Source organism: Bifidobacterium sp. LH_558 (genome assembly GCF_056356295.1).
Genome location: NZ_JBKETZ010000001.1, coordinates 246,156 through 271,308, shown reverse-complemented (window position 1 = coordinate 271,308; position 25,153 = coordinate 246,156). Strand labels below are relative to the sequence as shown.

The window sequence follows — 25,153 nt, the reverse complement described above, 5'->3', positions numbered from 1 at the left end:
ACGCTTGTGTCCGATAAGGAGAGTGTGATGACGCAGCCGGAAACGCAGGGCGAGCGTGCCTCGGTGGTTTCGCGTTTCCCCGAACTGGAGCGAATCGACCAGATCCAGCCCGACCAACAGATCGAAACCTTCCGCCATGTGCTTGACGAATTGCAGCGTGAGCTCGATGACGAACGCCGCTGACCCGATCGGCGGCGAACCCCGCAGACTCGACATGCTGCTGGTGGAGCGCGGGTTGGTGCCCAGCAGATCCAAAGCGCAGCGGCTGATCAAAGATGGCGCGGTACTCGTCGACGGTATGCCGGCGGTCAAACCCGCCGCTCTCGTCGCCCCCTCCGCAGTGATCGACGTCGACAAAGGCGACGATTACGTATCCCGCGGCGCCTACAAACTGGTGGGCGCGTTCGACCGGTTCGCCGCGCACGGACTACCCAGCCCGTCGGGTCTGAATTGTCTGGATATCGGCGCTTCGACCGGCGGATTCACGCAAGTGTTGTTGCGTGGCGGTGCCGCGCAGGTGATCGCCTTGGATGTGGGGCATGGCCAGCTTGACCCGCGCATCGCATCCGACGAGCGTGTCATCGAAATGAGCGGCGTCAACATTCGCGACGTCGACGAGGACTTGTTGCCGTTCCGCCCGCAGATGATCGTCTCCGATGTCTCCTTCATCTCCCTGACCTACGTGATGCCGGTGATCGCCCGCATCGCGCGGACGCCCGCGCATATCGTGCTGCTGGTCAAACCGCAGTTCGAAATGGACAACCGTTCCCTGCTGGGCAAGAACGGCGTGGTCGACGACCCGGCGGCGCGTCAGGCCGCGTTGGACCGTGTGACGCGCCGAGCCGGAGAATTGGGACTGCGTGTGGTGGCCACCGCGGACAGTCCGATCGAAGGGACGCATGGCAACCGCGAATACCTGCTGTACGCGGTGCTAGGCGGCGAGTTCGCGACGGGCGATTCTATGGTTGCCGCCGACCAGCAGCAGTGAGGACGAACTGTCCGATGTGAGCGCGCGCTCGCAGGTGACGTTCTCGATGCGGCATCCGTCGATCAATGTGGCCTGTTCGGCATGCAGAGCCCTGCACACCAGCCTATGCGCCTCGATCTCGTCGGCGATCACCTGCTTCGCCGTGTTGTCGCCGTCGAAACCGGACATGCGGAAACGGTCGACCAAGCCGCTGCGCAACGGACGCAGCCTGAGTTGCCTGGCGCGCACGGTGGAGGCTTTCATCATGCCGGAGATGCGCATGACATCCGCATTGACCTGGTGGGAATTGAGCAGCATGCCGTTGATGATCAGCTCACCGGCGCATCGGATGGTTCCCGAACAGCGCACCATGCCATTGAACGTCAACGAATCGCAGATTAGATCGCCGTCCACGTTCAATTGGCCGCTGCCACGCACTTTCCCAACCCGCATGTCATGCGCGCATGTGATGGTGGCGGTTTTCGACACCACCTCATCTCCGGTGATGGAAGGCGCGAACAGAACGTCATGCGCCAGCAGGGTGTCGAAACGTACATGCGCGTCAAAACGGCACGGCATGGCGGCGACGACGGTGTCGTATTCGCCCGTACGGACGAAATCGGTGGCGGAATGGATGGACATGGGACTTCAAACTCCTCTCTCTTGTGGCCCCCGAGGTGGGGGTTTATCGCACGACTCTCTCTTGGAACGCGATATCTCCCATCATGGCGGATATGACGCATTCGGGGGAATATATTGATGATGGGGTTCTGGAAGATGCAAAAACACGCCTAAAACATACGCCTGAGCGACTGAGGGGGTGACTGAAACCCCTGTTGGAGTGTTGCTGGGGGTGTGTCGTTTTCCCTGAAGCCGACGGTGCGGGCGGATGCGGGACGATGGAAGCCGGGCGCGTGTTCGGCGGCTCGATTAGGATAATCGGTAGATATTTCCGGACTCGTGGTGAGGGGCAGACATGGGCAGCAAGCGACAAGCGGTGGTGGTGACGCATAGCCGTCTGCGCGAAAGCGGCACGGTGGTGTCCGAAGCAGTGGAACAGCTGCGCGCGTGTGGTTTCGAGGTTTCCATCATCGACAACGTCGAAGCGCCCGAATTCGGCGTGCAGCCGCCGGTCGTTTCGGACGATACGGAAATCGTTGTGGTGCTCGGCGGCGACGGTACGATTCTGCGTGCTGCGGAACTCGTGCACTGCACGCAGGTGCCGATTCTCGGCGTGAATCTGGGGCATGTGGGCTTCCTCGCCGAATTCGAAAGCTTCCAGATGGAGGAGGCCATCCGCCGTATCGCCACCCATGACTATTCGATTGACGAACGTATGATCGCCCATGTGGATGTGTGGCTGCCGGGGCATTCCACGCCAATCGAGGACTGGGCGTTGAACGACATCACATTGGAGCGCGCCGACCGGGGCAAAATGGTGGAGCTGTCGATTCGCGTCGACGACGTGGAAATGAGCTCCTTCGGTGCGGACGGCGTGATCGTCTCCACGCCCACCGGCTCCACCGCATACGGTTTCTCCGCGGGCGGGCCGATCATCTGGCCGAATGTGAAGGCCCTGCAGTTGGTGCCGCTGGCCGCGCACGCCCTGTTCGCGCGGCCTCTGGTGATCGGCGCGGAATCCACCTTCACGTTGGATATCCTCGACGATTCGATGTCGGGCGGATGGATCTGCTGCGACGGCCGCCGCCAGCGCGCCCTGCCGAAAGGCACCCGCGTCGAAGTGCGCGCCTCCCGCGACACCCTGCGTCTCGCCCGCCTCTCCGGCGTGCCCTTCACCGAACGACTGGTCAGCAAATTCGATCTGCCAGTGGTCGGATGGCGCGAACACGCGCGGGCCACCCATGACGGAATGCGGACGCATCACGGACATGTGTTCCCCGCCAGCGCCGACTCTGCGGATGGTTCCGCACCAGGTGCGGAAGGGAAGGACTGAACGCATGCTGGACGAGCTTGATATCCGCAATCTCGGTCCCATCCGCGAGGCGACGATCGCGCCCGCCCCAGGCATGACCGCGATCACCGGCGAAACCGGTGCCGGCAAATCCATGCTGTTAAGCGCCATCCGTTTGATCTCGGGAGACGCGGCCGAAGCGGGGCGCGTCGCCGCCGGTGCCAGTGAGGCGTGGGCGCAGGGCGTGTTCACGGTGGCGGATGACGCGGCCGCCGCTGCGATCGCGCATGAGGCTGGAGTCGAACCGGAGGATGGCGAACTGTTTCTTACCCGCACGGTGCCCGCGTCGGGCCGTTCTCGCGCGGTACTGTCGGGCCGTTCCGTGCCGCGTTCGGTGCTGTCGGCGCTGGCCAGCGAACTGGTGACCATCCACGGACAGGCCGACCAGCTGCGCATCGCCTCGGCGGCGAAGCAACGCGAATTCGTGGACCGGTACGCGGGCGACGAGCGGGAGCTGGGGGAGTACCGCGCCGCATGGAACGCGCTGCGTCAGATGGACGAGCGGCTCCACGCCCTGACCTCGCAGGAGGCGACGGCGCGCCAGCAGGCCGACTATCTGCGCGAATCCATCGAACGAATCAACCGCGTCGACCCTCAGCCCGGCGAGGACGTGGAACTGCGCGCCAAACGCGAACGCATCGAAAACGCGGCCGAAATCGCCTCCGGCGTGGGGCGGGCGCTGTCGGCTTTGGACGCCTCGCAGATGGGGTCCGACGCGGACGGCATGTCCGCCATCGACCTGATCAATCAGGCCGTGCAATCCCTGCGTTCCATCCGCTTGGACGGCGTGTTCGCCGAACAGGCCGACCGGCTGGACGCCATTGTCAACGACCTGTCCGATGTGGTGTTCACGTTGGCGCAGGAGCTCGACGTCGAAGGCGACGTCGAGGATTTGGACGTGCTTAACGCCCGCATCCACGAGCTGGGGGAGCTGACCCGCCGGTGGGGGCCGGAATTGTCCGACGTGATCGCATGGCGCGACAAGGCCGTGTTCGACGTCGAGGACCTCGACGCCTCGCCGGAGAAGATCGCCGAACTCGAAGCCGAACGTGGGCGTCTGTACGCCGCCGCGTTGGATGCCGCCGCCGCGCTGAGCGAGGCGCGTTCCGCCGCCGCGGCCGAACTCGCCGAGCGGGTCACCGCGGAATTGGACGCGCTGGCCATGCCGGGCGCGCGATTGGACATCACGGTCACGCCGCGCGGAACGGCCGCAGGCGCGGGCGGTTCGACCGATTCCGCCGTCCGTTCCCGCGGGGCGAAAACCGGCAATCGCCGGAACGAAGACCTTGCTGACATGGGCGTCGGGCCTCTTGACGCGCACGGATGGGACGATATCGCCTTCCTGTTCACACCATTCCCCGGATCCGCGCAACTGCCGATGGGCAAAAGCGCGTCCGGCGGCGAACTCAGCCGTCTGATGCTCGCCTTGGAACTTTCGGCCGCCGACAAGCGTGCCGCACGGCGCGCCGATGGGCGGGACGATGAGGCCGGCGACGACATGACCTTCATTTTTGACGAAGTGGATGCCGGCGTTGGCGGTAAAGCCGCCGTCGAGCTCGGCCGCCGTCTGGCGCGGCTCGCGCGGTCTGCCCAGGTGATCGTCGTCACCCACCTGCCGCAGGTAGCCTCCTGGGCCGACGTGCAGTTCGTGGTGAGCAAGGCCGTCGGCGGCGATGAGACGCTTACCACGGTGGGCGAGGTACGCGATGACGGGCGCGTGCGTGAGATCGCCCGCATGCTTTCCGGCAGCGAATCCGACGCCTCGCTCGACCATGCGCGCGAACTGCTCGTGCAGTCCACGCTTGCATAACGCGCGTTTGGTGTGCGAAAGGATTGTCGCCCGTTCGGCCGGCGTATGCCCAGCGAAATACGGCGAAGCCGAGAAGACAAGCGAAGAACTCCCAAGCAAGGATGGTTCGATGAACGGTACCTATGGCGAACCCACCGCCGCCGCTCCCAAAGGGGCGATTTTCGATTTGGACGGCACGCTGCTCGATTCGATGGGCGTATGGGACCAGGTGGACGCGGATTTTCTGAGCAAGCGTGGGTTGCCGGTGCCCGACGATTACGCGACCACCGTCGCGGCCATGCAGTTTCAACAGGTTGCCGAATACACCATCGCGAGATTCAATCTGCCTGACACCGCCGAAGAGGTGATGGAGGAGTGGGATGAGATGGCGCGCGTTATGTACGCCACGGTCGTTCAGGCCAAGCCGGGCGCGGTCGACTATCTCGCGCGGCTTAAGGCGGCCGGCGTGCGGATGGCGGTCGCCACGTCGCTGCCGCCGCAACTGCGCGAGCCTGCGATGGAGCATGTCGGCATCCGCGGATTCTTCGACGAGGTCGTCAGTGTCGACGATGTGGGAGACGTGGGCAAGGACCGGCCGGACGTGTATCTGCATGCCGCGAGACTGCTGGGCGTCGAGCCTGAGGATTGCACCGTGTTCGAAGACCTGCTGGTGGGCATGAAATCGGCCAAGTCCGTCGGCATGGCCGTCTGGGCCATGCACGACGATTCGTCGGCGGGGGATTGGCCCGAAATCTGCGATCTGGCCGACGGCGTGCTTTTCGATTTCCACACTGCGCCGGTCGAGTTGTAGCAGCGGACAAATAAGATTCCGTGCGCAATGCGGTCAAACTGTTATATGACACGCCATAACAGTTCGCCGTAAAGTGTGATACTGTTCTATATGACAGCTAAACAGTTGGCCGTCATGTCGACACTATCCATCCACCAACAGAAAGGACGCGGCGTGAAACTGATCATCTCATCCGTGTCCGGCGAACCCATCTACGAACAGATTAAAACGCAGATCCGCGAAGCCGTGCTCAGCGGCGAGCTCAAAGCGGGAGAGGCGTTGCCCTCCCTGCGCAAACTCGCCAAAGAACTGCGCGTCTCTGTGCTCACCGTCACCAGAGCGTACAACGAACTGGCCGACGAGGGCATCGTGCAGAACGTGCAGGGCAAGGGCAGCTTCGTCATGGACCGAGGCAACGAGGTGATGAGGGAAAGCCTCATCGCCCAGACCAAAGGGCATCTCGACGATGCCGTCACCGCCGCCAAAGCGGCCGACCTGCCGCTGGCCGATCTGCATGACCTGCTCGACGACGCGTATCGCCGTGCAACACATCCCTAAGGAACCATCATGATCACACAACTCTCCGGCGCGGGGCCGATGGCGTTGTCCGTCACCGGTGCGACCAAACACTATGATTCTGGCTTCACGCTCGATGACGTGACCTTCGACCTGCCCGCCGGCTACATCATGGGCCTTATCGGTCCCAACGGCGCCGGCAAGTCCACGCTCATCAAGCTCATTCTCAATATGATCCGCCGTGACGCCGGCCAAATCCAGATCCTTGGACTTGACAACCTCGCTGACGAAGAGGCCGTCAAACAGCAGCTCGGCGTGGTGTTCGACAGTTCGTACTTCGTCGAAACATGGACGGTGAACGACGTCGGACGGGTGATGGCACCCATGTATCCCGCATGGAACAAAACCGCGTTCGCTGATCATCTCGCGAAGTTCAAACTCGAACGCAAGAAGAAGATCAAGGAGCTTTCACGCGGCATGCAGATGAAACTCATGCTCGCGGTCGCCCTAAGCCATGACGCGAAACTGCTGATTCTCGACGAGCCGACCGCCGGCCTCGACGTGCTCTCCCGCGACGAGCTCATGGACACGCTGCACGCCTACATCGAGGACGGCGAGCATGCGGTGCTGTTCTCCACGCATATCACCACCGACCTTGAACGCGCCGCCGACTTCATCACCTACATCAACGGCGGACGCCTCTACTACACCGGCCCCAAGGACGAGTTCGAGGACTCCTTCCGTGTGGTCAAGGGCGGCCCCGACGAACTCGCGGCGGTGAAGGACGTCGCCATGGGATTGCGTCGTTATGGCACCGGTTTCGATGCACTGGTCCGTGCGGAGAACGTCGCCAATCTCGCGGGCGTGGCGCTCGTCATTGAACCCGCTTCGATCGACGACATCATCCGTCTGACCAATACCGGTGAGGTTTTCGATACGAAGGAGGTGCTGTGATGAACACCGCAATGCAGAAGCGATTCCGGAACCATGCGGTTCATCCGATATTGAATGCGTTCCGTCTGGACTGGCAGCGACTGAACAGCGGCGGCAAGTCGTCGATGGCGGTCTATCTGGTTATGCTGCCGGCGCTGGCGTTGCTGTTCGGCTTGCTGTCTGAAGGTGGCGGCTCGTCGGATATGATGCCCGTGCTGGGCGGTATGGCTTCCGGTGTGTTCGCGATGATGCCGGTCTACATGTTCGTCTACGAGACCCAGGGTCTACACCGTTGGATGAACGGTATCATTCCGGTTCGCCGCGGGCATCAGGTGGCGGCCCGTTATCTGATGCTGCTGTCCGTGGGGGCGCTGCTGGCCGTCGAGCTGACGGTGTCCGCCCTGGTCATGGCGGTGGCGTCGGATGCCGGCTCGTGGCGTGCGACGATGGGCGAATACGCCGCCAGCATAGCCGTCATCCTGGTGATTTATCTGTTGATCGAATCACTGCTGTTCCCGTTGATGTATCGCATGTCTTTGCAAAAGGCGATGCTGGCGGTCTTCGGTGTGGCCGCAGGATTGTTCGGCATCGGCTGGATTACGGTGGAACTATGCTCCAACGTGTTGAGCGTCGACCAGATGGCGGTGGTATTCAGTGCGCTCGAGACGCTGGCGAATCTGGAATACGGCTGGCTTGCATTGATCGCGGCCGTCATCGACATCGTCGCCTTGGGCATATCCTACGTCTGCTCGCAGCGCATCTACCGCGCCAAAGAATTGTAAGGAGATGTGATTCTGCCTCACGAGATGCGTCTTGCGCGTCGCGTGATGACGTGGTCTGATAGGACGGGCGGTGCGGTTGGCATCGCCCGTCCGCTATTCATGGAGAAGGGAAGGAAAGCTATGACCGACGGATTGATGCGCGAAGTCGAAGGGGCCTCGTTCGCCGCGAGCCTGTACGAGGCGGCCAAACCCGTGTGGGAGGCTGGATTGCGCCAGCCGTTCCTCACCGAATTGGCCGAGGGTACGCTGGAGCGCGAACGGTTCGCGTTCTATCTGAAGCAGGATTATCTGTATCTCGATGACTACGCCAAAGTGCACGCGCTGGCCTTCGCCAAATGCGATGACGCGCAGATTGGCGAGCGTCTGGCCAACACGATTATGAACGTCGCCCGCGAGAAGGCCGGCATGCACGACTACTATCGCCGTGCCTACGGCATCACGCCCGAAGAGCTGGCCACGGCTCGCCAGTCCGCGTTCGCCCGCGCCTACACCACGAACATCCTCACCACCGCCTACACCAAGCCATTGGTGGACATCCTGATCGCCGTGCTGCCCTGCGCGTGGGTGTACGCCGACTACGGCACCCGACTGTCGGCGGAATACGGCGACAGACTGGAAGGCAATCCGTACCGACAGTGGATCGAAACCTACCGGACCGACGACTTCTGGCAGTCCTCCGTCTGGCTGATCGAAGCGCTCGAACGCCTGACCGCGGGAATGAGCGAAAGCCGCCTGGCCGAGTTGCGCCGCGAATTCGTGGTCGGTGTCGAACACGAATACATGTTCTGGTCCAGCGCCTACGACCTCCAACAGTCCTGGCGCCCCGAATGGAACACCCTGGCATAGGAATGTCCTAGACTAAGCCGGCGGTTTCACTCATACGCAATGAGGCTCCCCACGGGGAGCCTCATTGGTTTACGAACAGTCGAGCGTGCGGTTATGCGCAGCGTACCGCTTACAGGCGGGCGGCGGACTGCTTGACGAAATCGGTCATGCCGGCGATATCGACCACCGCGTCGAAGCGGGTGTCGGCGGTTTCGAGTCCGCGCAGCGCGGCGGGAGCGGTGGTGCCGGTCGCCTCGGCCAGCACATCCATGCACGCGAAGTCGGTGCCGTCGGCGGCCAGTCCCAGCGACTCGTTCACCACGCGCGGGAACTTGTACGGCGAAGCGGTGGCCAGCAGCACGCGCGGGGTCAGCGGATCGCGCGGCATCTGCCGCATCACGAAGTAACCGCAGGCGGTGTGTGGGTCGATCACATACTTGTGCTTCTCCCAGCAGTCGGCGATGGATTCGCGCACCTGGTCCTCGTCGGCCCAGCCGGTGCCGAAGACGCGGCGGATGCGAGCCAGCAGCTCTTCGGGAATCTCATAGCAGCCGTACTCCTTCAGATCGTTCATCAGCATGGCGATCAGACGGGCGTCCTTTTCGGACAAGTAGTAGAGCATGCGTTCCAGATTCGAGGAGATGAGGATATCCATCGAGGGGGAGATGGTCTGGAAGAACGGGCGGTTGCGGTTGTATGAGCCGGTGGTCAGGAAGTCGAACAGCACGTTGTTCTTGTCGGAGGCGACCACCAGGTGCTTCACCGGCAGGCCGAGCAGCTTCGCGTAGTATCCGGCGAGGATATCGCCGAAGTTGCCGGTCGGCACCACGAACTCCACCTCGTCGCCCACGTTGATGACCTGCTGTTCCAGCAGCTGCGCGTACGCGGAGAAATAGTAGACGACCTGCGGCACCAGACGGCCCACGTTGATCGAATTCGCGGAGGAAAGCACCACATGCTCGTCCGCGGCCAGCGATTCGGCCAGCTCACGGTCGGCGAAAATGGATTTGACGGCGGACTGCGCGTCATCGAAGTTGCCGCGCACGGCGGCCACCTGCACGTTGCCGCCCAGCTGCGTGGTCATCTGCAGCTCCTGCACCTGGCTCACCTTGCCTTCCGGATAGAAGACGGTGATCGCGGTGCCGGGCGCGTCCGCGAAACCGGCCAGCGCGGCCTTGCCCGTGTCGCCCGAAGTGGCGGTCAGAATCATGATCTTCTCGTCCGCGTCGCCATCGGCCGGCGTGGTGCGGGCCATAAAGCGGGGGAGGATCTGCAGGGCGACATCCTTGAATGCGGAGGTCGGGCCGTTGAACAGCTCCATCACGAAATCGTCGCCCAGCGGCTTGACGGGGGTGATGCGCTCGTCCGACCACTGCTCGCCATACGCTTCGGCGATGCAGTCGGCCAGTTCGGCCTCGGTGAAGTCGGGCAGCAGCGCGCCGAGCACGCGGGCGGCGATGGCCTGATAGCCCATGCCGGCCAGGTCGTCGATCTGCACCTTGGTCTCGCCCAACGAATCGGAGACGAACAGGCCGCCGTCGTCGGCGATGCCCTTGCGGATCGCCTGCTTCGAGGTGAGCGAATCGGTGGTGCTGCGGGTGCTGTGGAACGTGGTGGTCACGGTCAAATCCTTCACGCTAACGGTCAACGAAACGTCCCTAAGTCTATCGTCAGGACTGGGCAGGGGAGCGGGCCATCCCTCTATGTGGGCGGGCGGTCCGGCAACCGAATCGGATTCCATTCCGTCCACCCCTGTTCCGACTGACGATTCGGCCGTGTTTTCGAGAGTCACGCCCATCGTATGGCTCGCAGCCTTTGTTCCCGTGCAAGGTCATGTTTCACCTGTTCCACCAATTGAGGCATATGTTGCGCCGACGTTTCCTCTTCTGGCATGGTTGCGTTATACATGGCTTGTAGACTCGCGCGTCACAGCCGACCGCACACAGAAAGGCAGGAGCCCGCTATGGCCGAACCCACCCTCGCGCAAACCCCGAACGACATGTTCAACGCGCCCATCGCCGACGCCGATCCCGAAATCGCCGCGATTCTCGACGCCGAACTGCACCGCCAGCAGGATGGTCTGGAGATGATCGCCTCGGAGAACTTCGTGCCGCGCGCCGTGCTGCAGTGCCAGGGATCCGTGCTCACCAACAAGTACGCCGAAGGCTATCCGGGCCGCCGCTACTATGGCGGCTGCGAACAGGTCGACAAAATCGAGACCATCGCGCGCGAACGCGCCAAAGCCCTGTTCGGCGCCGAATACGCCAACGTGCAGCCGCATTCGGGCGCGCAGGCCAACGCCGCCGTCTATCAGGCGCTCGTCAAGCCCGGCGATACCGTGCTCGGCCTCGCGCTCGACCACGGCGGACACCTGACCCACGGCATGAAGATCAACTTCTCCGGCCGCTTCTACCATGCCGAAGCCTACGGCGTGAACCCCGAAACCTTCCGCATCGACCCGGAGATCATCCGCCAGCGCGCGCTTGAGACCCGCCCTGCCATGATCATCGGCGGCTGGAGCGCCTACCCGCGTATCGAGGACTTCAAGGCGATGAAGGAGATCGCCGACGAGGTGGGCGCGAAGTTCTGGGTCGACATGGCCCACTTCGCCGGTCTGGTCGCCGCCGGCCTGCACCCCAGCCCCGTGCCCTACGCGGACGTGGTCAGCTCCACCGCGCATAAGACCTTCGGCGGCCCGCGCTCCGGCTTCATCCTCGCCAAGGAGGAATACGGCAAGAAGCTCAACTCCGCCGTCTTCCCCGGCCAGCAGGGCGGCCCGCTCATGCATGTGATCGCCGGCAAGGCCGTCAGCTTCAAGGTGGCCGGCACCGACGAGTTCAAGAACCGCATGGCCCGCACACTCGAAGGCGCGAAGATCCTCGCCGAACGACTCACCGCCGACGATGTGAAGGCCAACGGCATCAGCGTGCTCACCGGCGGCACCGACGTGCATCTGGTGATGGTGGATCTGCGCAATTCCGAGATGGACGGTCAGCAGGGCGAGAACCTGCTCGCCCAGTGCGGCATCACCATCAACCGCAACACCGTGCCCTTCGACCCGCGCCCGGCCTCGGTCGCCTCCGGTCTGCGCATCGGCACCAGCGCGCTCGCCACCCGCGGTTTCGGAGCGAAGGAATACGAGGAGGTCGCTGACATCATCGGCACCGCGCTCGCAGCCGGCGCTTCGGCCGATGTGGAGGCGCTGAAGGCCCGCGTCGACAAGCTCGCCGAGGACTTCCCGCTGTATCCCGAGCTCGACCAGATCCACTGATCCGGCGTTGGGCGCCGCTACCGCGGCGAGATCCTTCGACTTCGGACTACGCCCTCCGCTCAGGATGACAAACTATAGAGCATCGAAGAGAAGACATGTTCCTCTCTTCTCGTCATCCCGAGCGGAGCGGAGCGAGGCGCAAGGATCTCGGATCGCACATGGAATCATGGGGCGCGAATGCCTTGATTTGCGGTAGGCTAGGGCACATGGAGAATTACGCAGTGTTCCACGCCGTACGCATGCAGGCCGACGCCGCGGCCGCCGCCCAGAAGCGATTGGCCGAAGCGACGGCCGAATCGAAGAACGCGCTATTGCTCGCCATCGCCGACGCTTTGGACGAGCATGCCGGCGAGATTGAATCCGCCAACGCCCAGGACATGGAAGCCTCCCGAGAGGCGGGCATGGACGCGGGCAAACTCGACCGCCTGCTTTTCGACACGCCCCGCGTCAACGCCGCTGCCGAGGGCGTGCGCCATGTGGCCACCCTGCCCGACCCGATCGGGCAGATCGAACGCGGCTACACACTGCCCAACGGCATCCGCCTGCAGCAGACGCGCGTGCCGATCGGCGTGATCGGCATGATTTACGAGGCTCGGCCGAACGTCACCGTCGACGTGGCCAGCCTGTGTCTGAAATCCGGCAATGCGGCCATCCTGCGCGGAGGCCACGCCGCCGAACGCACGAACGCCGCCACCCTGCGCGTGATCGCGCAAGTGCTGGACGCACACGGCTTCGATAAGGCCCTGGTGCAGTCCGTCGACGAATACGGCCGTGACGGCGCCACCGCGATGATGGAGGCACGCGGCTATATCGACGTGCTGGTGCCCCGCGGAGGCAAAGGCCTGATCCAAGCGGTGGTTTCCAAGTCCAAAGTCCCGGTGATCGAAACCGGCGCGGGCAACGTGCATATCTACATGGACGCCACCGGAGACGCGGCCAAAGCCCTGCCGATCATCCTCAACGCGAAAACCCAGCGTGTGGGCGTGTGCAACGCCGCCGAAAAACTGCTGGTGCACAGCGCCGTCGCAGAAGAATTCCTTCCTCAGGCCGCGCGTGTTCTGGCTGAGCGGAACGTGGAACTGCATGCGGACGAACGCGCCTATGCGATCATCGAGGCCGCCGGCATTGAAGGGGTGACGCTGGTTCCCGCAATAGAAGAGGATTGGGACACCGAATATCTGGCGTTGACGATGGGCGTGAAAGTGGTCGATTCTCTGGACGAGGCCATCGACCATATCAACAAGCATTCCACCGGCCACACCGAATCGATTATCGCCGAGGACTATTCGGCGGTCGAAGCCTTCACCAAGCGCATCGATTCGGCGGTGGTGATGGTCAACGCCTCCACACGCTTCACCGATGGCGGCGTGTTCGGATTCGGCGCGGAACTGGGTATCTCCACGCAGAAGATGCACGCCCGCGGACCGATGGGACTTGCGGAGATGACCACCACGAAATGGGTGGGCTACGGCATGGGGCAGGTGCGCGCATGAGCGAGGAAATGACGAACGACATCACCATGGAAGACATGCCGCTGCAGGCCGCGCTGGACGACCAGAAACTGGGATTGGGCATCGCCGCAGAACGGTTGAGCATCGTGCGCTACGTGTTCCTCGTGCAGATCGAGGACGGCATCGCCTCGGCGGCGCAGCGCGCCTCGCTGGAATACGCCGACGCCGTGCTGATCGGCTGGCCCGAAGCGGATTCCGCGGAGGTGGTGGAGCTTACCGCCGACCAACTCGACACCGTGCGCGAGCAGATGACGATGATGGAGGAGTACATCCGCCGTTTCTCGGCGATGGAAAGCAAAGGCGACATCGATGGTATGACCGATACCCTGATCCGCGTCACCGAACGCGTGGCCGAGGTGCGCCGCCTCTACCAGCCCGGCTTCCCCCTGCCCACCTTCGCGGAGATCCGCCGCGTCGTGCAGGACGAATGGGATGAGGATATGGACAAGATCGACCCCGGACAGGGCGAGGTCACCGCCGAGGAGATCAGTCAGGAGGCGCAGGAGCAGGCCTCGGAGGAGCGGTCGTGAGCGCGCCGGCCGAATCCCCGCGCCGCATGTCGGACCTGTCTTCGGATGGGGATGGCGTTATGGTGGTCGCTCCCGGCATCGGACGCCGCTCCGCGCGCGGCAACTGGCATGCGCGCCCGCGCATCGGCATTATGGGCGGCACCTTCGATCCGATCCACAATGGCCACTTGGTCGCGGCCTCCGAAGTCTCCTGGGTGTATGACCTCGACGAGGTGATTTTCGTGCCGACCGGACGGCCGGTGTTCAAACTCGACAAGAACGTCACCAACGCCGAGGACCGGTACTTGATGACCGTGATCGCCACGGCTTCCAACCCGAAATTCACGGTCAGCCGTGTGGATATCGACCGACCCGGCGTGACCTACACCATCGACACGCTGCGGGACATCCGCGCCCAGCATCCGGACGCTGAGCTCTTCTTCATCACCGGTGCGGACGCCGTGGCCGAGATCATGCAGTGGAAGGACGCCGATCAGATGTGGGATCTGGCTCATTTCGTGGCCGTCACCCGCCCCGGATACTCCACTCCCGACGGTGTGCACCTGCCCGAAGGCAAAGTCGACACGTTGGAGATTCCCGCGCTGGCGATCTCGTCGACCGACGTGCGTCTGCGCGCCGAACACGACGAACCGGTGTGGTATCTCGTGCCCGACGGCGTGGTGCAATACATCGGCAAGCACGGGCTCTACCATCGTGCCTAGTCGTGGGAGGGGCCGGCCGTAGCGGTCTCTGACCGTCGGCGGCTGACGATCGTAAGTCAGCCTTCCGTGGCCAGTCCCATCTCGTATTTCAACGTCATCACCCGCTGGGCCGAACGCGTGACCTTATCGGCGAACTGAGGGTCGGAGGCGGTGCGCTGGCGCAGGCCGTCGAGAATCGGCTGCACGTAATCCAGCACACCCACGCAGGCCAGGTCGCCGCCGGCGTCGACCAGACGCACGCCCAACTGGTCGGGGGAGTATCCGCCGAGCGCCGCGGCGGAGAGCGAATCCGAAGTGACCACGCCCTCATATCCCACGGTTCCACGCAGATGCTGGTCGACGATCGCGGATGAGAACACGGCGGGATTGTTCGGATCGATGGCCTGATACGTGGCCAGCGACATCATCACCATACCCGGATCGGATTGCGTGATGGCGGTGTCGAAAGCGCCGATCTCCACCCCATCCAGGGTGGTGGTCGTGTCGAGGATGCCGTCAGCGGTGAAATCGGTATTGCCGTTCACCGAACCCAGACCGGGGTAATGCTTCACCGACGTGGCGACGCCGACGTCGCGCATGCCTTGGATGAACGCGATGCCATGCTGCGCGTTGCCGTCCGCGTCCAAACCGAAATCACGGTAAAGCATGCCAACCGGCTCGTTCGCCATCCTATCGATGGTCACCGTGCCCAGCACCGGCGCCAAATCCACGTTGATGCCCGCCTGCGCGAGTTGGGAGCCCCAGACCGCGGCGGACTGGCGCAACTGGTCGACGCCCATCATGCCCTGTTCGACGGCCGACGGCATGGCATCGAAACCGGGCCCCTGCAAATGCTGCACAAGACCGCCCTCCTGATCGGTGGTCATCAGCAGACGGTTGGATTGCGGCGCATAGCTTTGCAACGCGTCCGTCGCCGCGCGCACGCTGGAGACGCCGTCATTCCAGTTGCCGATGATCAGCACGGAACCGACATGCTGGTTCGCGATCAGATCCCACAGCGCGGACGGGTCGGTTCCCGCGTACAGCGGGGCCATCACCAGCTGTCCCACGCGCTCGTCCATGCTCATGGCGGCCACGGCACGCCTGGCCTTGGCCTCATTGGAGGTGTCGGGCGTGGGGGATTGGTCGCGCGGCAGCTCGTCATGCGAGGGCGCGGCGTCAGTGTCGCTGTGCGCGACGTTCGTGCCGTCCGGCTGCTGCAGCCGCTGCGACACCCGCGGCCATACGATGATGGCGGCGATCACCAAGGCGACGGCGACGAACGCGGCGATAATGGCGAGCGCGATATGCGAGCCGCCACGCTGGGAATTTCGAGACATGGCCACGATTATCCCATGACGCGCGTATCGAGCGCTCCGCAGACCGCACGAATATGCCCCGAACGGGAAGATCGTCGTGGGCGGCCGGTCGGCTCAGGGCGGAATGCATTCCCTACCTGACTGTACGCTGGAAACCATGTCATTCTTTGATTCTTTTGGTTTTATGTTCGACCCCGATGACGATCCGCGACGCCGCGGAACCGGCCGCTCCGCCGCGAACGGACAAGGCGACGATCCGATCATCCTCAACGTCGAAACCGACGGCGACGAGCCCAAGCGCGCGGGCGCTCCCCGAGGGCCGCAAGGTCCCCAAGGGCCTCGTTCGCCGCGTATCGCCAGCCGCCCGAGCGGATCCGGCTCGTCGCGCGGCACCAAAATCCTCATCGGCGTGGTGCTTGCGCTGGCGATTGTGATCGGCCTGTTCTTCGCGCTGTCCCGCTTCATCACCGATCTGATGTGGTACGGACAGCTTGGCTTCCAGTCGGTGGTCTGGACGCAGCTCGGCGTCAAAATCGGCCTATGGGTCGCCTACGCGGTGCTGATGGCGCTTGTCGGCTTCGTCTCCGCCGCGCTCGCCATCCACGCGCGGCCCGACTCGGCCGACGGCTCGACCATCCGCGTGAACGGCGACGTGATTGAAGTGGGCAAGGGCGTGAGCTCGAAAACCGCGCGTCGTGTGGCCGTGGCCATCGCGGCCGTGGTCGGCGTGATGTTCGGCGCGCAGTTCAACGCCAACTGGAGCGAGATTCTGCTCATGTTCAACGCGCAGAGCTTCGGCACCACCGACCCGCAGTTCGGTCTCGACAACGGATTCTACGTGTTCGTGCTGCCCGGTCTGCGTCTTGTGATGACCGCGGTGTCCATGCTGCTGCTCATAGGATTGGTGTTCTCCGTGGTGACGCATGTGATGATGGGCGGCATCCGCCTGACCATGCCCACCAGGGGCCGCGGCATCCTCAACGTCACCAAGCGCGCCCGCCGTCAGATCGCCATCTGGCTGATGATCAACATGTTCGCGTTCGCCGCGCAGATGGTGCTGGGTGTGTTCGGCCACCTCACCTCGCAGGGCAGCCGTATCACCGGCGCCGAATACACCACCGTCAACGCCACCATCCCCGTCACCTTCGTCATGGCCGCTTTGGTCGCCATCCTCGGCGTGGTGCTCGGCGTCTGGGTGATGCGTTCGCATGCGCTCGAAGGCAACGCCCCTGTGGGCGTGCGTGCAGCCGTCGCGCTCAAGGCGTGGCGCACGCCGGTCGTGGCCATCGCCGTCGTGGTCGTGGTTGGGCTTGTGCTCACCGTGGCCTGGCCAATGGTGCTGCAGCGCTTCAAGGTCAACCCGAACGCGCAGGAGATGGAATCCACCTATATCCAGCGCAATATCGACGCCACGCGCGCCGCCTACGGACTCGACAACATCACGGTCGAACAGTACGAGGCCACCACGGAGGGCGAGTCCGGAGCGTTGAGCGAGGAGGCGGAGTCCACCGCGCAGATCCGCTTGCTCGACCCGCAGGTCGTCTCCCCGACGTTCAAGCAGCTGCAGCAGTCGAAGCAGTACTACACCTTCGCCGACACCCTCGCCGTCGACAAATACGAGATCGACGGCGTGAGCCAAGACACGGTGATCGCCGCCCGCGAGCTCAACCTCGACGGCAACGACAACCGCAACTGGGTCAACGACCATACCGTGTACACGCACGGCTACGGCGTCGTGGCCGCGTACGGCAACAAGGTGACCGCCGACGGCCAGCCGGAGTTCTTCGAATACGGCATCCCCACCCAAGGCAAGCTCACCGAATCCCAGCAGTACGAGCCGCGCATCTACTTCTCGCCCAACGCCACGGAATATTCGATCGTCGGCGCTCCCGAAGGCACCGAATCCTGGGAATTCGACTATCCGACCGGCTCCGAGGGCGCGCTGACCACCTTCGACGGCGACGGCGGCCCATCGGTGGGCAACCTGTTCGCCCGCGTGCTGTACGCGATCCGCTTCGGATCCGACCAGATCCTCTTCTCCGACCGCGTGACCAGCGAATCGCAGATCCTCTACGATCGTTCCCCGCGCGAACGCGTCGCCAAGGTCGCTCCGTACCTGACGCTCGACGGCCGCGTGTATCCGGCCGTGGTGGACGGCCGCGTCAAGTGGATCGTCGACGGCTACACCACATCCGACGCCTATCCGTATTCGCAGATGACCGATCTGGGCGAGGCCACCGAGGACTCCACCACCGTCACCTCCGACACCGTGCAGGGACTGGGAAGCCAGGACGCCAACTACATCCGCAACTCGGTCAAGGCCACGGTGGACGCCTACGACGGCTCCGTGGACCTGTACGTGTGGGATGAAAGCGACCCGGTGATCAAGGCGTGGCAGCAGATCTTCCCCGGCCAGTACCACTCGCTTTCCGAGATCTCCGGCGATCTGATGAGCCACCTGCGCTACCCCGAAAGCCTGTTCAAGGTGCAGCGCGAACTGCTCGCAAAATACCATGTGACCTCCGCCAGCCAGTACTATTCGGGCGAGGACTTCTGGCAGACGCCGGTCGACCCCACCGAATCCGAGGCCCAGCAGGAGCAGGACATCCTTCAGCCGCCGTACTATCTGACCCTGCAGACCGGAGGCAGCTCCGAACCTGTGTTCTCGCTGACCTCCACGTATATTCCCGCCGGCACCTCGACGCGAGAGATCCTCACCGGATTCCTTTCGGTCGACTCCGACGCGGGCAACGAGGCGGGCGTGATAGGGGAGAACTACGGCACCCTGCGATTGCAGGAGCTGCCCAAGGACTCCAACGTGCCGGGCCCGGGGCAGGCGCAGAACAACTTCAACGCGAACGCCGACGTCTCCAAGGAGCTCAACCTGCTGCAATCCGGCTCCACACAGGTGGTGCGCGGCAATCTGCTCACCCTGCCGCTCGGCGGCGGACTGGTGTATGTGCAGCCCGTGTACGTCAAGTCGTCGGGTGCGACGAGCTTCCCGCTGCTGAAGAAGACATTGGTCGCCTTCGGCGATCAGGTCGGATTCGCGGACACCTTGGATGAGGCGTTGAACCAGGTGTTCGGCGGCGATTCCGGCGCATCCGCGGGCGACGCGGAGAACGCGGCCGACGATTCCGCATCGTCGTCATCAAGCTCTTCAACTGGCGATGATGGAACTTCCTCTGGAACAACCGATGGCGATGCCGACACGACGGACGGCGACACGAGTGATGGCTCGTCCGGTTCGTCGGAATCCAACAGCGGATCCGGCTCGACCGGCGGCACGGCGCTCCAGCAGGCGTTGCAGGAGGCCGCCCAGGCCATGAAGGATTCCGACGCCGCCATGAAGAACGGCGATTGGAGCGCCTACGGCGAAGCCCAAAAGCAGCTCGAGGAGGCCCTCAACAAGGCGCTCGAACTCGGCGAGTGAGATGCTTCGACTCCGCTCAGCATGACGATAAAGTCGTCCTTGAGCGGAGCGGCGGTTCCTTTTCCGTCATCCTGAGCGGAGCGAAGCGGAGTCGAAGGATCTCTTCGGCTCCGCTTCGCTATACTCATAACCGTTCACTAGGGGAGGAGCGCAGATGAGCATCATCATCCGAAACGTCGATTCCACATCCGACGCCGATATCCAAGCCGTCACCGACATCTACAACGAGGCGGTGCTCGCGCGTTCGTCGTCGGCCGACATCGAACCGCGCACGCTGGAGCAGCGCCGCGCATGGGTGGAGGCGCATGATCCGCGCACGCTCTACCCGGTGGTGGTGCTCGAAGACGAGGAGACCGGACGTATCGCCGGATTCGGCTCCTTGTCGCGCTTCCACGAACGCGCCGGCTACGACGGTGTGGTGGAGCTGAGCTACTACATCGGCGCCGAATGGCGTCGCCAAGGCCTTGGTGCGCGGATGGTGACCTGGCTGCTTGACGCCGCGCGCGAACGCGGCCACCGCATGGCCACCACGCTGATTTTCGGCGACAACGCCGGTTCCAACGCGTTGATGGAACGATTCGGCTTCACCCGATTCGGGCTGCTGCCCGGCGCGGTCCGTCTGCCCGGTTCCACCCACGACGTCGCCTACTGGTACCTCGACCTGTAAGCCGCCAGCCCAATCCGAGGTGGCGGGTAGAATCTTTCCGGCAAGAAACGAGTGGAGGAACGAAACGATGGCATCGGAATTCTGGCTGATCGTAGGGTTGGGCAATCCCGGCAAGAAATACGAGGACACCCGCCACAATATGGGCTTTATGGCGGCCGATCTGCTGGCCGAACGCTGGAGCGTGCATTTCGGCGACCATAAAGGCATCGCCATGCTCGGCAAAAGCGTGATGAACCTTGCGGGCCGCAACGTGAAGTTCTTCCTCGCCAAGCCTCTGACCTACATGAACGATTCCGGCAACGCCGTCTCATCGATCGCCGCCTACTATCAGATCGAACCGGACCATATCATCGTCATCCACGACGATATGGATCTGGACTTCGGCCGCATCAAAGTCAAGTCGGGCGGCTCCGCCGGCGGCCACAACGGCATCAAATCCATCGACCGTTCGCTGGGCACGCCCAAGTACGCGCGCGTGCGCATGGGCGTGGGCCACTCGCGCCGCGGCGGCAACGCGCACGACAACACCATCAACTGGGTGCTCGGCGGCTTCGGCCCCGACCAGCGCAAGCAGCTGCCGGAATTCCTCGCCGACGGCGCGGATGCCACCGAAGACATCATCTTCCAAGGGCTCTCCAAAACCCAGGAGAAATACAATGGCCGTTGATCCCGTCAACGGTTCGCTGGTCGGTATCCTCGCCCAACTCAATGACGATCCGGCCTTCCGCGACCTGATCGCCGGCGAGATCGAACCCGCCGAAGGCGCGGCCGATCCGGCGATCACGGTCGGCGCGGCCGACGGCGTGCGCCCCGCCTTGGCCGCGGCCGCCGCGCAGATGCGCCCCGTGGTCCTCGTCGTCGCCTCCGGACGCGAAGCCGAGGAGACCGTGGACGCGCTGCGCTCCTGGTACGACGGCGATCCGAACGACATCGCCCAGATGGAGGCGTGGGAGACGCTGCCGCACGAACGCCTCTCGCCCCGCTCCGACACGGTGGCCAACCGCATGGCCGTATTCCGCAGGCTCACCCATCCAAGCGACACCGACCCCATGTTCGGTCCCATCCGCATCCTCGTCATGCCGGTGCGTTCGCTTATCCAACCGGTGACCGCGCATTTGGGCGACGTGGAGCCGCTCGTGTTCACCGCAGGGCATGATCTGCCGCTCGACGAGGCCGCGAGCCGACTCGTCGAAAACGCGTACACGCGCGTCGAACTCGTGATGGACCGCGGTGAATTCGCCGTACGCGGCGGCATCCTCGACGTCTTCCCCCCGACCGCGGCGCATCCGGTACGCATCGAATTCTTCGGCGACGAAATCGACACCATCAAGGAATTCCACTCCTCCGACCAGCGCACCTACGGCGAGGGACTGACCACCATTTGGGCCACGCCCTGCCGTGAGATGCAGCTCACCGAAGCGGTGCGCGAACGCGCCCGTTCGCTGATCGGCAGCATTCCCAACGCCGAGGATATGCTCGAATCCATCGCCAACGCGATTCCCGTCGAGGGCATGGAATCCCTGATGCCCGCGTTGGTGGACGATATGGAGCCCGTGATCGGCATGCTGCCCGCAAACGCGCTGGTGATGCTTTCCGATCCCGAGAAACTGCGCCGAGCCGCCGAAGACCTCGGCAAAACGGCCAATGAATTCCTCGCCGCCAGCTGGCATGTGGCCGCGTCCGGGCATGGTGCCGGCGCGCCCATCAGCTTCGATCAGGCGAACTTCCTCGACTTCGAGGAATGCGTGCGCGCGCTCGACTTCTCCAACCACGACGTGTGGAAACTCACCAATTTCGGTGTGGACGGCACGCTCGCCGGGCATGTGCAGATCGGCGCGAAAGCGCCGGAGGAATTCCGCGGCGACGAACACAGGGCCGCCGTGGGCATCGAAGGACTGCTTGACGCGGGCTATCAGGTCACCGTCACCGCGGCCGCGCAAGGTACCCTCGCCAGACTCAAACGCGCCATCAACGAAACCGGCATCACCCGATTCGAGACGATCCGCTCGCGCGCCATCGATGGATTCGTGGACGAAGCCGCGCGCGTCGCCCTGCTCACCGAACGCGACCTGACCGGACGCACCTCCGCCGTGGGACAGGCCAAAACGCCGAAGCGCCGCCGCAAAGCCATCGATTTGATGGAGCTCAAAGCCGGCGACTATGTGGTGCACGAACAGCACGGCATCGGCCGTTTCGTCGAAATGCGCCAGCGTGCCATCGGCGCGGGCGCGAACAAAACCACGCGCGAATACCTCGTCATCGAATACGCGTCCAGCAAACGCGGCGCCCCGCCGGACAAACTCTTCATCCCCACCGACCAGCTGGATCAGGTGAGCAAATACATCGGCGCGGAAGCCCCCAAACTCAACAAGCTCGGCGGCTCCGACTGGGCGGCCACCAAAGCCAAGGCGCGCAAACACGTCAAGGAGATCGCCGACGACCTGGTCAAACTGTATTCGGCGCGCCAACGCACGGCCGGTTTCTCCTTCAGCCCGGACACCCCGTGGCAGAAGGAATTGGAGGACGCGTTCCCCTACCAGGAGACCGCCGACCAGCTCACCACCATCGACGAGGTGAAATCCGATATGGAACGTCCCCGCCCGATGGACCGCCTCATCTGCGGTGACGTGGGCTTCGGCAAAACGGAGATCGCCGTGCGCGCCGCCTTCAAGGCCGTGCAGGACGGCAAGCAGGTGGCCGTGCTTGTGCCGACCACCCTGCTCGTGCAGCAGCATTTCGAAACCTTCGCCGAACGTTACGAGGGATTCCCCGTGAACGTGGCGGCCATGAGCCGTTTCCAAACGACCAAGGAGATCAACGAAACCATCGAAGGATTGCAATCCGGCTCGGTGGACGTGGTCATCGGCACGCATAAGCTGCTCAATCCGAAAATCAAGTTCAAGGATCTCGGCCTCGTCATCATCGACGAGGAGCAGCGTTTCGGCGTGGAGCATAAGGAGACGTTGAAGGCGCTGCGCACCAACGTGGACGTGCTCTCGCTCTCCGCCACGCCTATTCCGCGCACTCTGGAGATGGCCGTCACCGGCATTCGTGAGATGTCGACGTTGGCGACGCCTCCCGAGGACCGTCTGCCCGTGCTCACCTATGTGGGTGCCTACGAGGACGCGCAGGTCACCGCCGCGATCCGGCGCGAGCTGCTGCGCGGCGGCCAGGTGTTCTACGTGCACAACCGCGTCGACTCGATCTCGTCCACCGCGGCGAAATTGCAGGAGCTTGTGCCCGAGGCGCATATCGGCACCGCGCACGGCAAGATGGGGGAGAAACAGCTCGACGGCGTCATCCGCGACTTCTGGCGTCGCGACATCGACGTGCTTGTGTGCACCACGATCGTGGAAACCGGTCTTGACATCTCCAACGCGAACACACTGATCGTCGACCATGCCGACCGTTTCGGACTTTCGCAGCTGCACCAGCTGCGCGGGCGCGTCGGCCGCGGCCGCGAACGCGCCTACGCGTACTTCCTGTACGATCCGAGCAAGCCGATGACCCAGCAGTCGCACGACCGCCTCTCCACCATCGCGCAGAACACGTCGCTCGGTTCCGGCTTCGACGTGGCCATGAAGGACCTCGAGCTGCGCGGCACCGGCAACCTGCTCGGCGACCAGCAGTCCGGCCATATCGAAGGCGTGGGCTTCGACCTGTACGTGCGCATGGTCTCCGAAGCGGTCGAACAGGTCAAGGAGCCGGAACGCAACGAACCGGTCGCCGTGAGCATCGACCTGCCGATCGAGGCGTCGATTCCGGTGGACTACATCGACTCCGACAAGCTGCGGCTCGAAGCGTATCGCAAGCTGGCCGCCGCGCGCGGCGAAGAGGATCTGAGCGAACTGCGCGAGGAGCTCACCGACCGCTACGGCAAACCGCCCGAGGCGTTCGAGACGCTGTTCGACGTGGCGAGGCTGCGCAACAAAGCGCGCGCGTTGGGCATTTCGGAGATCATCGGCCAAAGCGGCAAGGTGCGCGTCTCGAAGATCACGCCGCCCGAATCGGTGCAGATGCGCATCACCCGCATTTACAAAACCGTGCAATACCGGCCGCTCACGCAGACGCTGATCATCAACACCCCGTTCGCGGGCTCGCTGGGCTCCGGCCCGATGAGCTCCACCGAAGTGGTGCGCTGGGCCGACCAGCTCCTCGACGACCTCGCCTGGAAACCCGCGCCGCGCAAATCCTAGATGTCTTGGCGTGCCATGAATGGCGGGAATGTAAGCTATTGGACGGCAAAACCACGAACAACGCATCCGACGACGGAGGACGGACGATGACGACCCCCATCATCAACATCAACGCGCTCACCCCGGCCGAAACCCAAGAGGCCGTCGACAAGGCGGGCGTGCACAAAACCCGCCTGACCGGAGCGAAGGCCTTCGTCTCCGCGATGTTCGCAGGCGCGTTCATCGGCTTCGGCGCGCTGTTCTACCTCATCGTCACCTCCGATCCGGATATGAGCTGGGGACCGAAGCGTTTCGTCGGCGGTCTCGCGTTCTGCATGGGGCTCGTGCTCGTGCTGTGCTGTGGCGCGGAACTGTTCACCGGCAATTCGCTGATGGCCTCCGACCTGGCGTCGCGCCGCATCTCCTGGCCGGCCATGCTGCGCAACTGGGTGATCGTCTGGTTCGGCAATTTCGCGGGCGGACTGATTCTGGTCACGCTGATCACACTCGCCGGCACCATGGGATTGAACGACGGACTTGTGGCAGACTCGGCCGTCGCCACCGCCGTCTCGAAGGTCACGCCCGCTTGGGGCACGCTGTTCGTGCGCGGCATCCTGTGCAATATCCTCGTCTGCCTCGCCGTGCGCGTCGGTTTCTCCGCACGTTCCGTCGGCGACAAGGTGCTCGGCATTCTGCTGCCGATCTCTGGCTTCGTGGCGATGGGCTTCGAACACTGCGTGGCCAACATGTTCTTCCTGCCGGTCGGACTGGTCTGCAAACTGCTCGGCTTCGGCGCGGATGTGGCCGGAGTGGACGCGCTTGACGTGACCGCGATCCTGGTCAACCTCTCCGCCGCGACCTTGGGCAATATCGTCGGCGGCACCGTGTTCGTCGCGCTCGGATACTGGTTCATCAACCGCCGTCCCGGCAAGTGACGCAATCCGTCAGTCGTCGAACTCCTCCCATTTCGGGTGGGGAACCCCTGCTCGTTCG

Annotated in this window: 21 protein-coding genes; 18 read left to right on the top strand and 3 right to left on the bottom strand. The window is 63.7% G+C overall.

The genetic code is table 11. From position 1 onward, the window contains the following. Positions 1–27: 27 nt before the first annotated feature. Together AC1AV0_RS01255 and AC1AV0_RS01250 are read left to right on the top strand one after the other, a co-directional pair. Positions 28–183: a hypothetical protein gene (locus tag AC1AV0_RS01255; protein WP_476570679.1), complete on the top strand. Its 156-nt coding sequence runs from the start codon at positions 28–30 to the stop codon at positions 181–183. Then, positions 167–988, top strand: coding sequence for a TlyA family RNA methyltransferase (locus AC1AV0_RS01250; RefSeq protein WP_476570678.1), 822 nt, complete (start codon positions 167–169; stop codon positions 986–988). The genes AC1AV0_RS01255 and AC1AV0_RS01250 overlap by 17 nt, the downstream gene beginning before the upstream one ends. Here the strand turns inward: AC1AV0_RS01250 and AC1AV0_RS01245 are convergent. Next, the gene (locus AC1AV0_RS01245) at positions 932–1,609 is read right to left on the bottom strand and encodes a hypothetical protein (protein ID WP_476570677.1); all 678 of its coding nucleotides are present in this window, start codon (positions 1,607–1,609) and stop codon (positions 932–934) included. The genes AC1AV0_RS01250 and AC1AV0_RS01245 overlap by 57 nt on opposite strands. A 334-nt stretch (positions 1,610–1,943) precedes the next feature. Here AC1AV0_RS01245 and AC1AV0_RS01240 point away from each other — a divergent pair, with 334 nt between their 5' ends. The 7 genes from AC1AV0_RS01240 to tenA all read left to right on the top strand — a co-directional run bounded on the left by AC1AV0_RS01240 (position 1,944) and on the right by tenA (position 8,595). Continuing rightward, positions 1,944–2,921 (top strand): NAD kinase, encoded by a 978-nt coding sequence (locus tag AC1AV0_RS01240; RefSeq protein WP_476570676.1) that lies wholly within the window; start codon positions 1,944–1,946, stop codon positions 2,919–2,921. Positions 2,922–2,925: 4 nt separating this feature from the next. Beyond that, positions 2,926–4,749, top strand: coding sequence for a DNA repair protein RecN (recN, locus tag AC1AV0_RS01235; protein WP_476570675.1), 1,824 nt, complete (start codon positions 2,926–2,928; stop codon positions 4,747–4,749). A gap of 109 nt (positions 4,750–4,858) precedes the next feature. Further along, positions 4,859–5,539 (top strand): HAD family hydrolase, encoded by a 681-nt coding sequence (locus AC1AV0_RS01230; protein WP_476570674.1) that lies wholly within the window; start codon positions 4,859–4,861, stop codon positions 5,537–5,539. A gap of 153 nt (positions 5,540–5,692) precedes the next feature. Next, a complete protein-coding gene (locus tag AC1AV0_RS01225; protein ID WP_476570673.1) occupies positions 5,693–6,076 on the top strand; it encodes a GntR family transcriptional regulator in 384 nt (127 codons plus the stop codon). 12 nt (positions 6,077–6,088) lie between these two features. Further along, on the top strand, positions 6,089–6,988 hold the full coding sequence (locus AC1AV0_RS01220) for an ABC transporter ATP-binding protein (protein WP_476570918.1): 900 nt from the start codon (positions 6,089–6,091) through the stop codon (positions 6,986–6,988). Further along, positions 6,988–7,749: an ABC-2 transporter permease gene (locus AC1AV0_RS01215; RefSeq protein WP_476570672.1), complete on the top strand. Its 762-nt coding sequence runs from the start codon at positions 6,988–6,990 to the stop codon at positions 7,747–7,749. The genes AC1AV0_RS01220 and AC1AV0_RS01215 overlap by 1 nt, the downstream gene beginning before the upstream one ends. 120 nt (positions 7,750–7,869) lie before the next feature. Then, entirely contained in the window at positions 7,870–8,595 is a 726-nt protein-coding gene (tenA, locus tag AC1AV0_RS01210) for a thiaminase II (RefSeq protein WP_476570671.1), read from the top strand. 109 nt (positions 8,596–8,704) lie between these two features. On the opposite strand, the gene thrC is transcribed toward tenA, so the two are convergent. Then, complete coding sequence (gene thrC, locus AC1AV0_RS01205; protein WP_476570670.1) at positions 8,705–10,195, bottom strand: threonine synthase; 1,491 nt, start codon at positions 10,193–10,195, stop codon at positions 8,705–8,707. Between the two features lie 342 nt (positions 10,196–10,537). Between thrC and glyA the strand changes: the two genes are divergently transcribed. The 4 genes from glyA (at position 10,538) to nadD (ending at position 14,587) form a co-directional block, all read left to right on the top strand. Continuing rightward, positions 10,538–11,845, top strand: a complete 1,308-nt coding sequence (gene glyA, locus AC1AV0_RS01200) for a serine hydroxymethyltransferase (RefSeq protein WP_476570669.1) — start codon at positions 10,538–10,540, stop codon at positions 11,843–11,845. A 206-nt stretch (positions 11,846–12,051) separates the two neighbouring features. Next, positions 12,052–13,338, top strand: coding sequence for a glutamate-5-semialdehyde dehydrogenase (locus tag AC1AV0_RS01195; protein WP_476570668.1), 1,287 nt, complete (start codon positions 12,052–12,054; stop codon positions 13,336–13,338). Continuing rightward, a complete protein-coding gene (locus AC1AV0_RS01190; protein ID WP_476570667.1) occupies positions 13,335–13,886 on the top strand; it encodes a phosphoribosylglycinamide synthetase in 552 nt (183 codons plus the stop codon). The genes AC1AV0_RS01195 and AC1AV0_RS01190 overlap by 4 nt, the downstream gene beginning before the upstream one ends. Before the next feature lie 26 nt (positions 13,887–13,912). After that, on the top strand, positions 13,913–14,587 hold the full coding sequence (nadD, locus tag AC1AV0_RS01185) for a nicotinate-nucleotide adenylyltransferase (protein WP_476570916.1): 675 nt from the start codon (positions 13,913–13,915) through the stop codon (positions 14,585–14,587). 56 nt (positions 14,588–14,643) lie between these two features. Here nadD and AC1AV0_RS01180 read toward each other — a convergent pair whose 3' ends face one another. Next, entirely contained in the window at positions 14,644–15,906 is a 1,263-nt protein-coding gene (locus AC1AV0_RS01180) for a glycoside hydrolase family 3 N-terminal domain-containing protein (RefSeq protein ID WP_476570666.1), read from the bottom strand. 136 nt (positions 15,907–16,042) lie between these two features. Here AC1AV0_RS01180 and AC1AV0_RS01175 point away from each other — a divergent pair, with 136 nt between their 5' ends. The 5 genes from AC1AV0_RS01175 (at position 16,043) to AC1AV0_RS01155 (ending at position 25,095) form a co-directional block, all read left to right on the top strand. Further along, a complete protein-coding gene (locus AC1AV0_RS01175) occupies positions 16,043–19,318 on the top strand; it encodes a UPF0182 family membrane protein (protein ID WP_476570665.1) in 3,276 nt (1,091 codons plus the stop codon). A 154-nt stretch (positions 19,319–19,472) separates the two neighbouring features. Beyond that, positions 19,473–19,985 carry an N-acetyltransferase family protein gene (locus tag AC1AV0_RS01170; protein ID WP_476570664.1) on the top strand — a complete coding sequence of 171 codons (513 nt, stop codon included), beginning with the start codon at positions 19,473–19,475 and terminating at the stop codon, positions 19,983–19,985. Between the two features lie 67 nt (positions 19,986–20,052). Then, the gene (gene pth / locus AC1AV0_RS01165; RefSeq protein WP_476570663.1) at positions 20,053–20,652 is read left to right on the top strand and encodes an aminoacyl-tRNA hydrolase; all 600 of its coding nucleotides are present in this window, start codon (positions 20,053–20,055) and stop codon (positions 20,650–20,652) included. Continuing rightward, positions 20,642–24,181, top strand: coding sequence for a transcription-repair coupling factor (gene mfd / locus AC1AV0_RS01160; protein ID WP_476570662.1), 3,540 nt, complete (start codon positions 20,642–20,644; stop codon positions 24,179–24,181). The genes pth and mfd overlap by 11 nt, the downstream gene beginning before the upstream one ends. A gap of 86 nt (positions 24,182–24,267) precedes the next feature. Beyond that, positions 24,268–25,095, top strand: coding sequence for a formate/nitrite transporter family protein (locus AC1AV0_RS01155; protein WP_476570661.1), 828 nt, complete (start codon positions 24,268–24,270; stop codon positions 25,093–25,095). Positions 25,096–25,153: the final 58 nt, after the last annotated feature.

What these genes read in the sequence shown, in the direction of transcription:
- AC1AV0_RS01180 (WP_476570666.1), bottom strand. Translation starts at nt 15,906, where the DNA reads ATGTCTCGAAATTCCCAGCGTGGCGGCTCGCATATCGCGCTCGCCATT.
- AC1AV0_RS01250 (WP_476570678.1), top strand. Translation starts at nt 167, where the DNA reads ATGACGAACGCCGCTGACCCGATCGGCGGCGAACCCCGCAGACTCGAC.
- pth (WP_476570663.1), top strand. Translation starts at nt 20,053, where the DNA reads ATGGCATCGGAATTCTGGCTGATCGTAGGGTTGGGCAATCCCGGCAAG.
- AC1AV0_RS01245 (WP_476570677.1), bottom strand. Translation starts at nt 1,609, where the DNA reads ATGTCCATCCATTCCGCCACCGATTTCGTCCGTACGGGCGAATACGAC.
- AC1AV0_RS01190 (WP_476570667.1), top strand. Translation starts at nt 13,335, where the DNA reads ATGAGCGAGGAAATGACGAACGACATCACCATGGAAGACATGCCGCTG.
- mfd (WP_476570662.1), top strand. Translation starts at nt 20,642, where the DNA reads ATGGCCGTTGATCCCGTCAACGGTTCGCTGGTCGGTATCCTCGCCCAA.
- recN (WP_476570675.1), top strand. Translation starts at nt 2,926, where the DNA reads ATGCTGGACGAGCTTGATATCCGCAATCTCGGTCCCATCCGCGAGGCG.
- AC1AV0_RS01155 (WP_476570661.1), top strand. Translation starts at nt 24,268, where the DNA reads ATGACGACCCCCATCATCAACATCAACGCGCTCACCCCGGCCGAAACC.
- AC1AV0_RS01170 (WP_476570664.1), top strand. Translation starts at nt 19,473, where the DNA reads ATGAGCATCATCATCCGAAACGTCGATTCCACATCCGACGCCGATATC.
- AC1AV0_RS01255 (WP_476570679.1), top strand. Translation starts at nt 28, where the DNA reads ATGACGCAGCCGGAAACGCAGGGCGAGCGTGCCTCGGTGGTTTCGCGT.
- AC1AV0_RS01175 (WP_476570665.1), top strand. Translation starts at nt 16,043, where the DNA reads ATGTCATTCTTTGATTCTTTTGGTTTTATGTTCGACCCCGATGACGAT.
- glyA (WP_476570669.1), top strand. Translation starts at nt 10,538, where the DNA reads ATGGCCGAACCCACCCTCGCGCAAACCCCGAACGACATGTTCAACGCG.
- AC1AV0_RS01230 (WP_476570674.1), top strand. Translation starts at nt 4,859, where the DNA reads ATGAACGGTACCTATGGCGAACCCACCGCCGCCGCTCCCAAAGGGGCG.
- tenA (WP_476570671.1), top strand. Translation starts at nt 7,870, where the DNA reads ATGACCGACGGATTGATGCGCGAAGTCGAAGGGGCCTCGTTCGCCGCG.
- AC1AV0_RS01215 (WP_476570672.1), top strand. Translation starts at nt 6,988, where the DNA reads ATGAACACCGCAATGCAGAAGCGATTCCGGAACCATGCGGTTCATCCG.
- AC1AV0_RS01195 (WP_476570668.1), top strand. Translation starts at nt 12,052, where the DNA reads ATGGAGAATTACGCAGTGTTCCACGCCGTACGCATGCAGGCCGACGCC.
- AC1AV0_RS01240 (WP_476570676.1), top strand. Translation starts at nt 1,944, where the DNA reads ATGGGCAGCAAGCGACAAGCGGTGGTGGTGACGCATAGCCGTCTGCGC.
- nadD (WP_476570916.1), top strand. Translation starts at nt 13,913, where the DNA reads ATGTCGGACCTGTCTTCGGATGGGGATGGCGTTATGGTGGTCGCTCCC.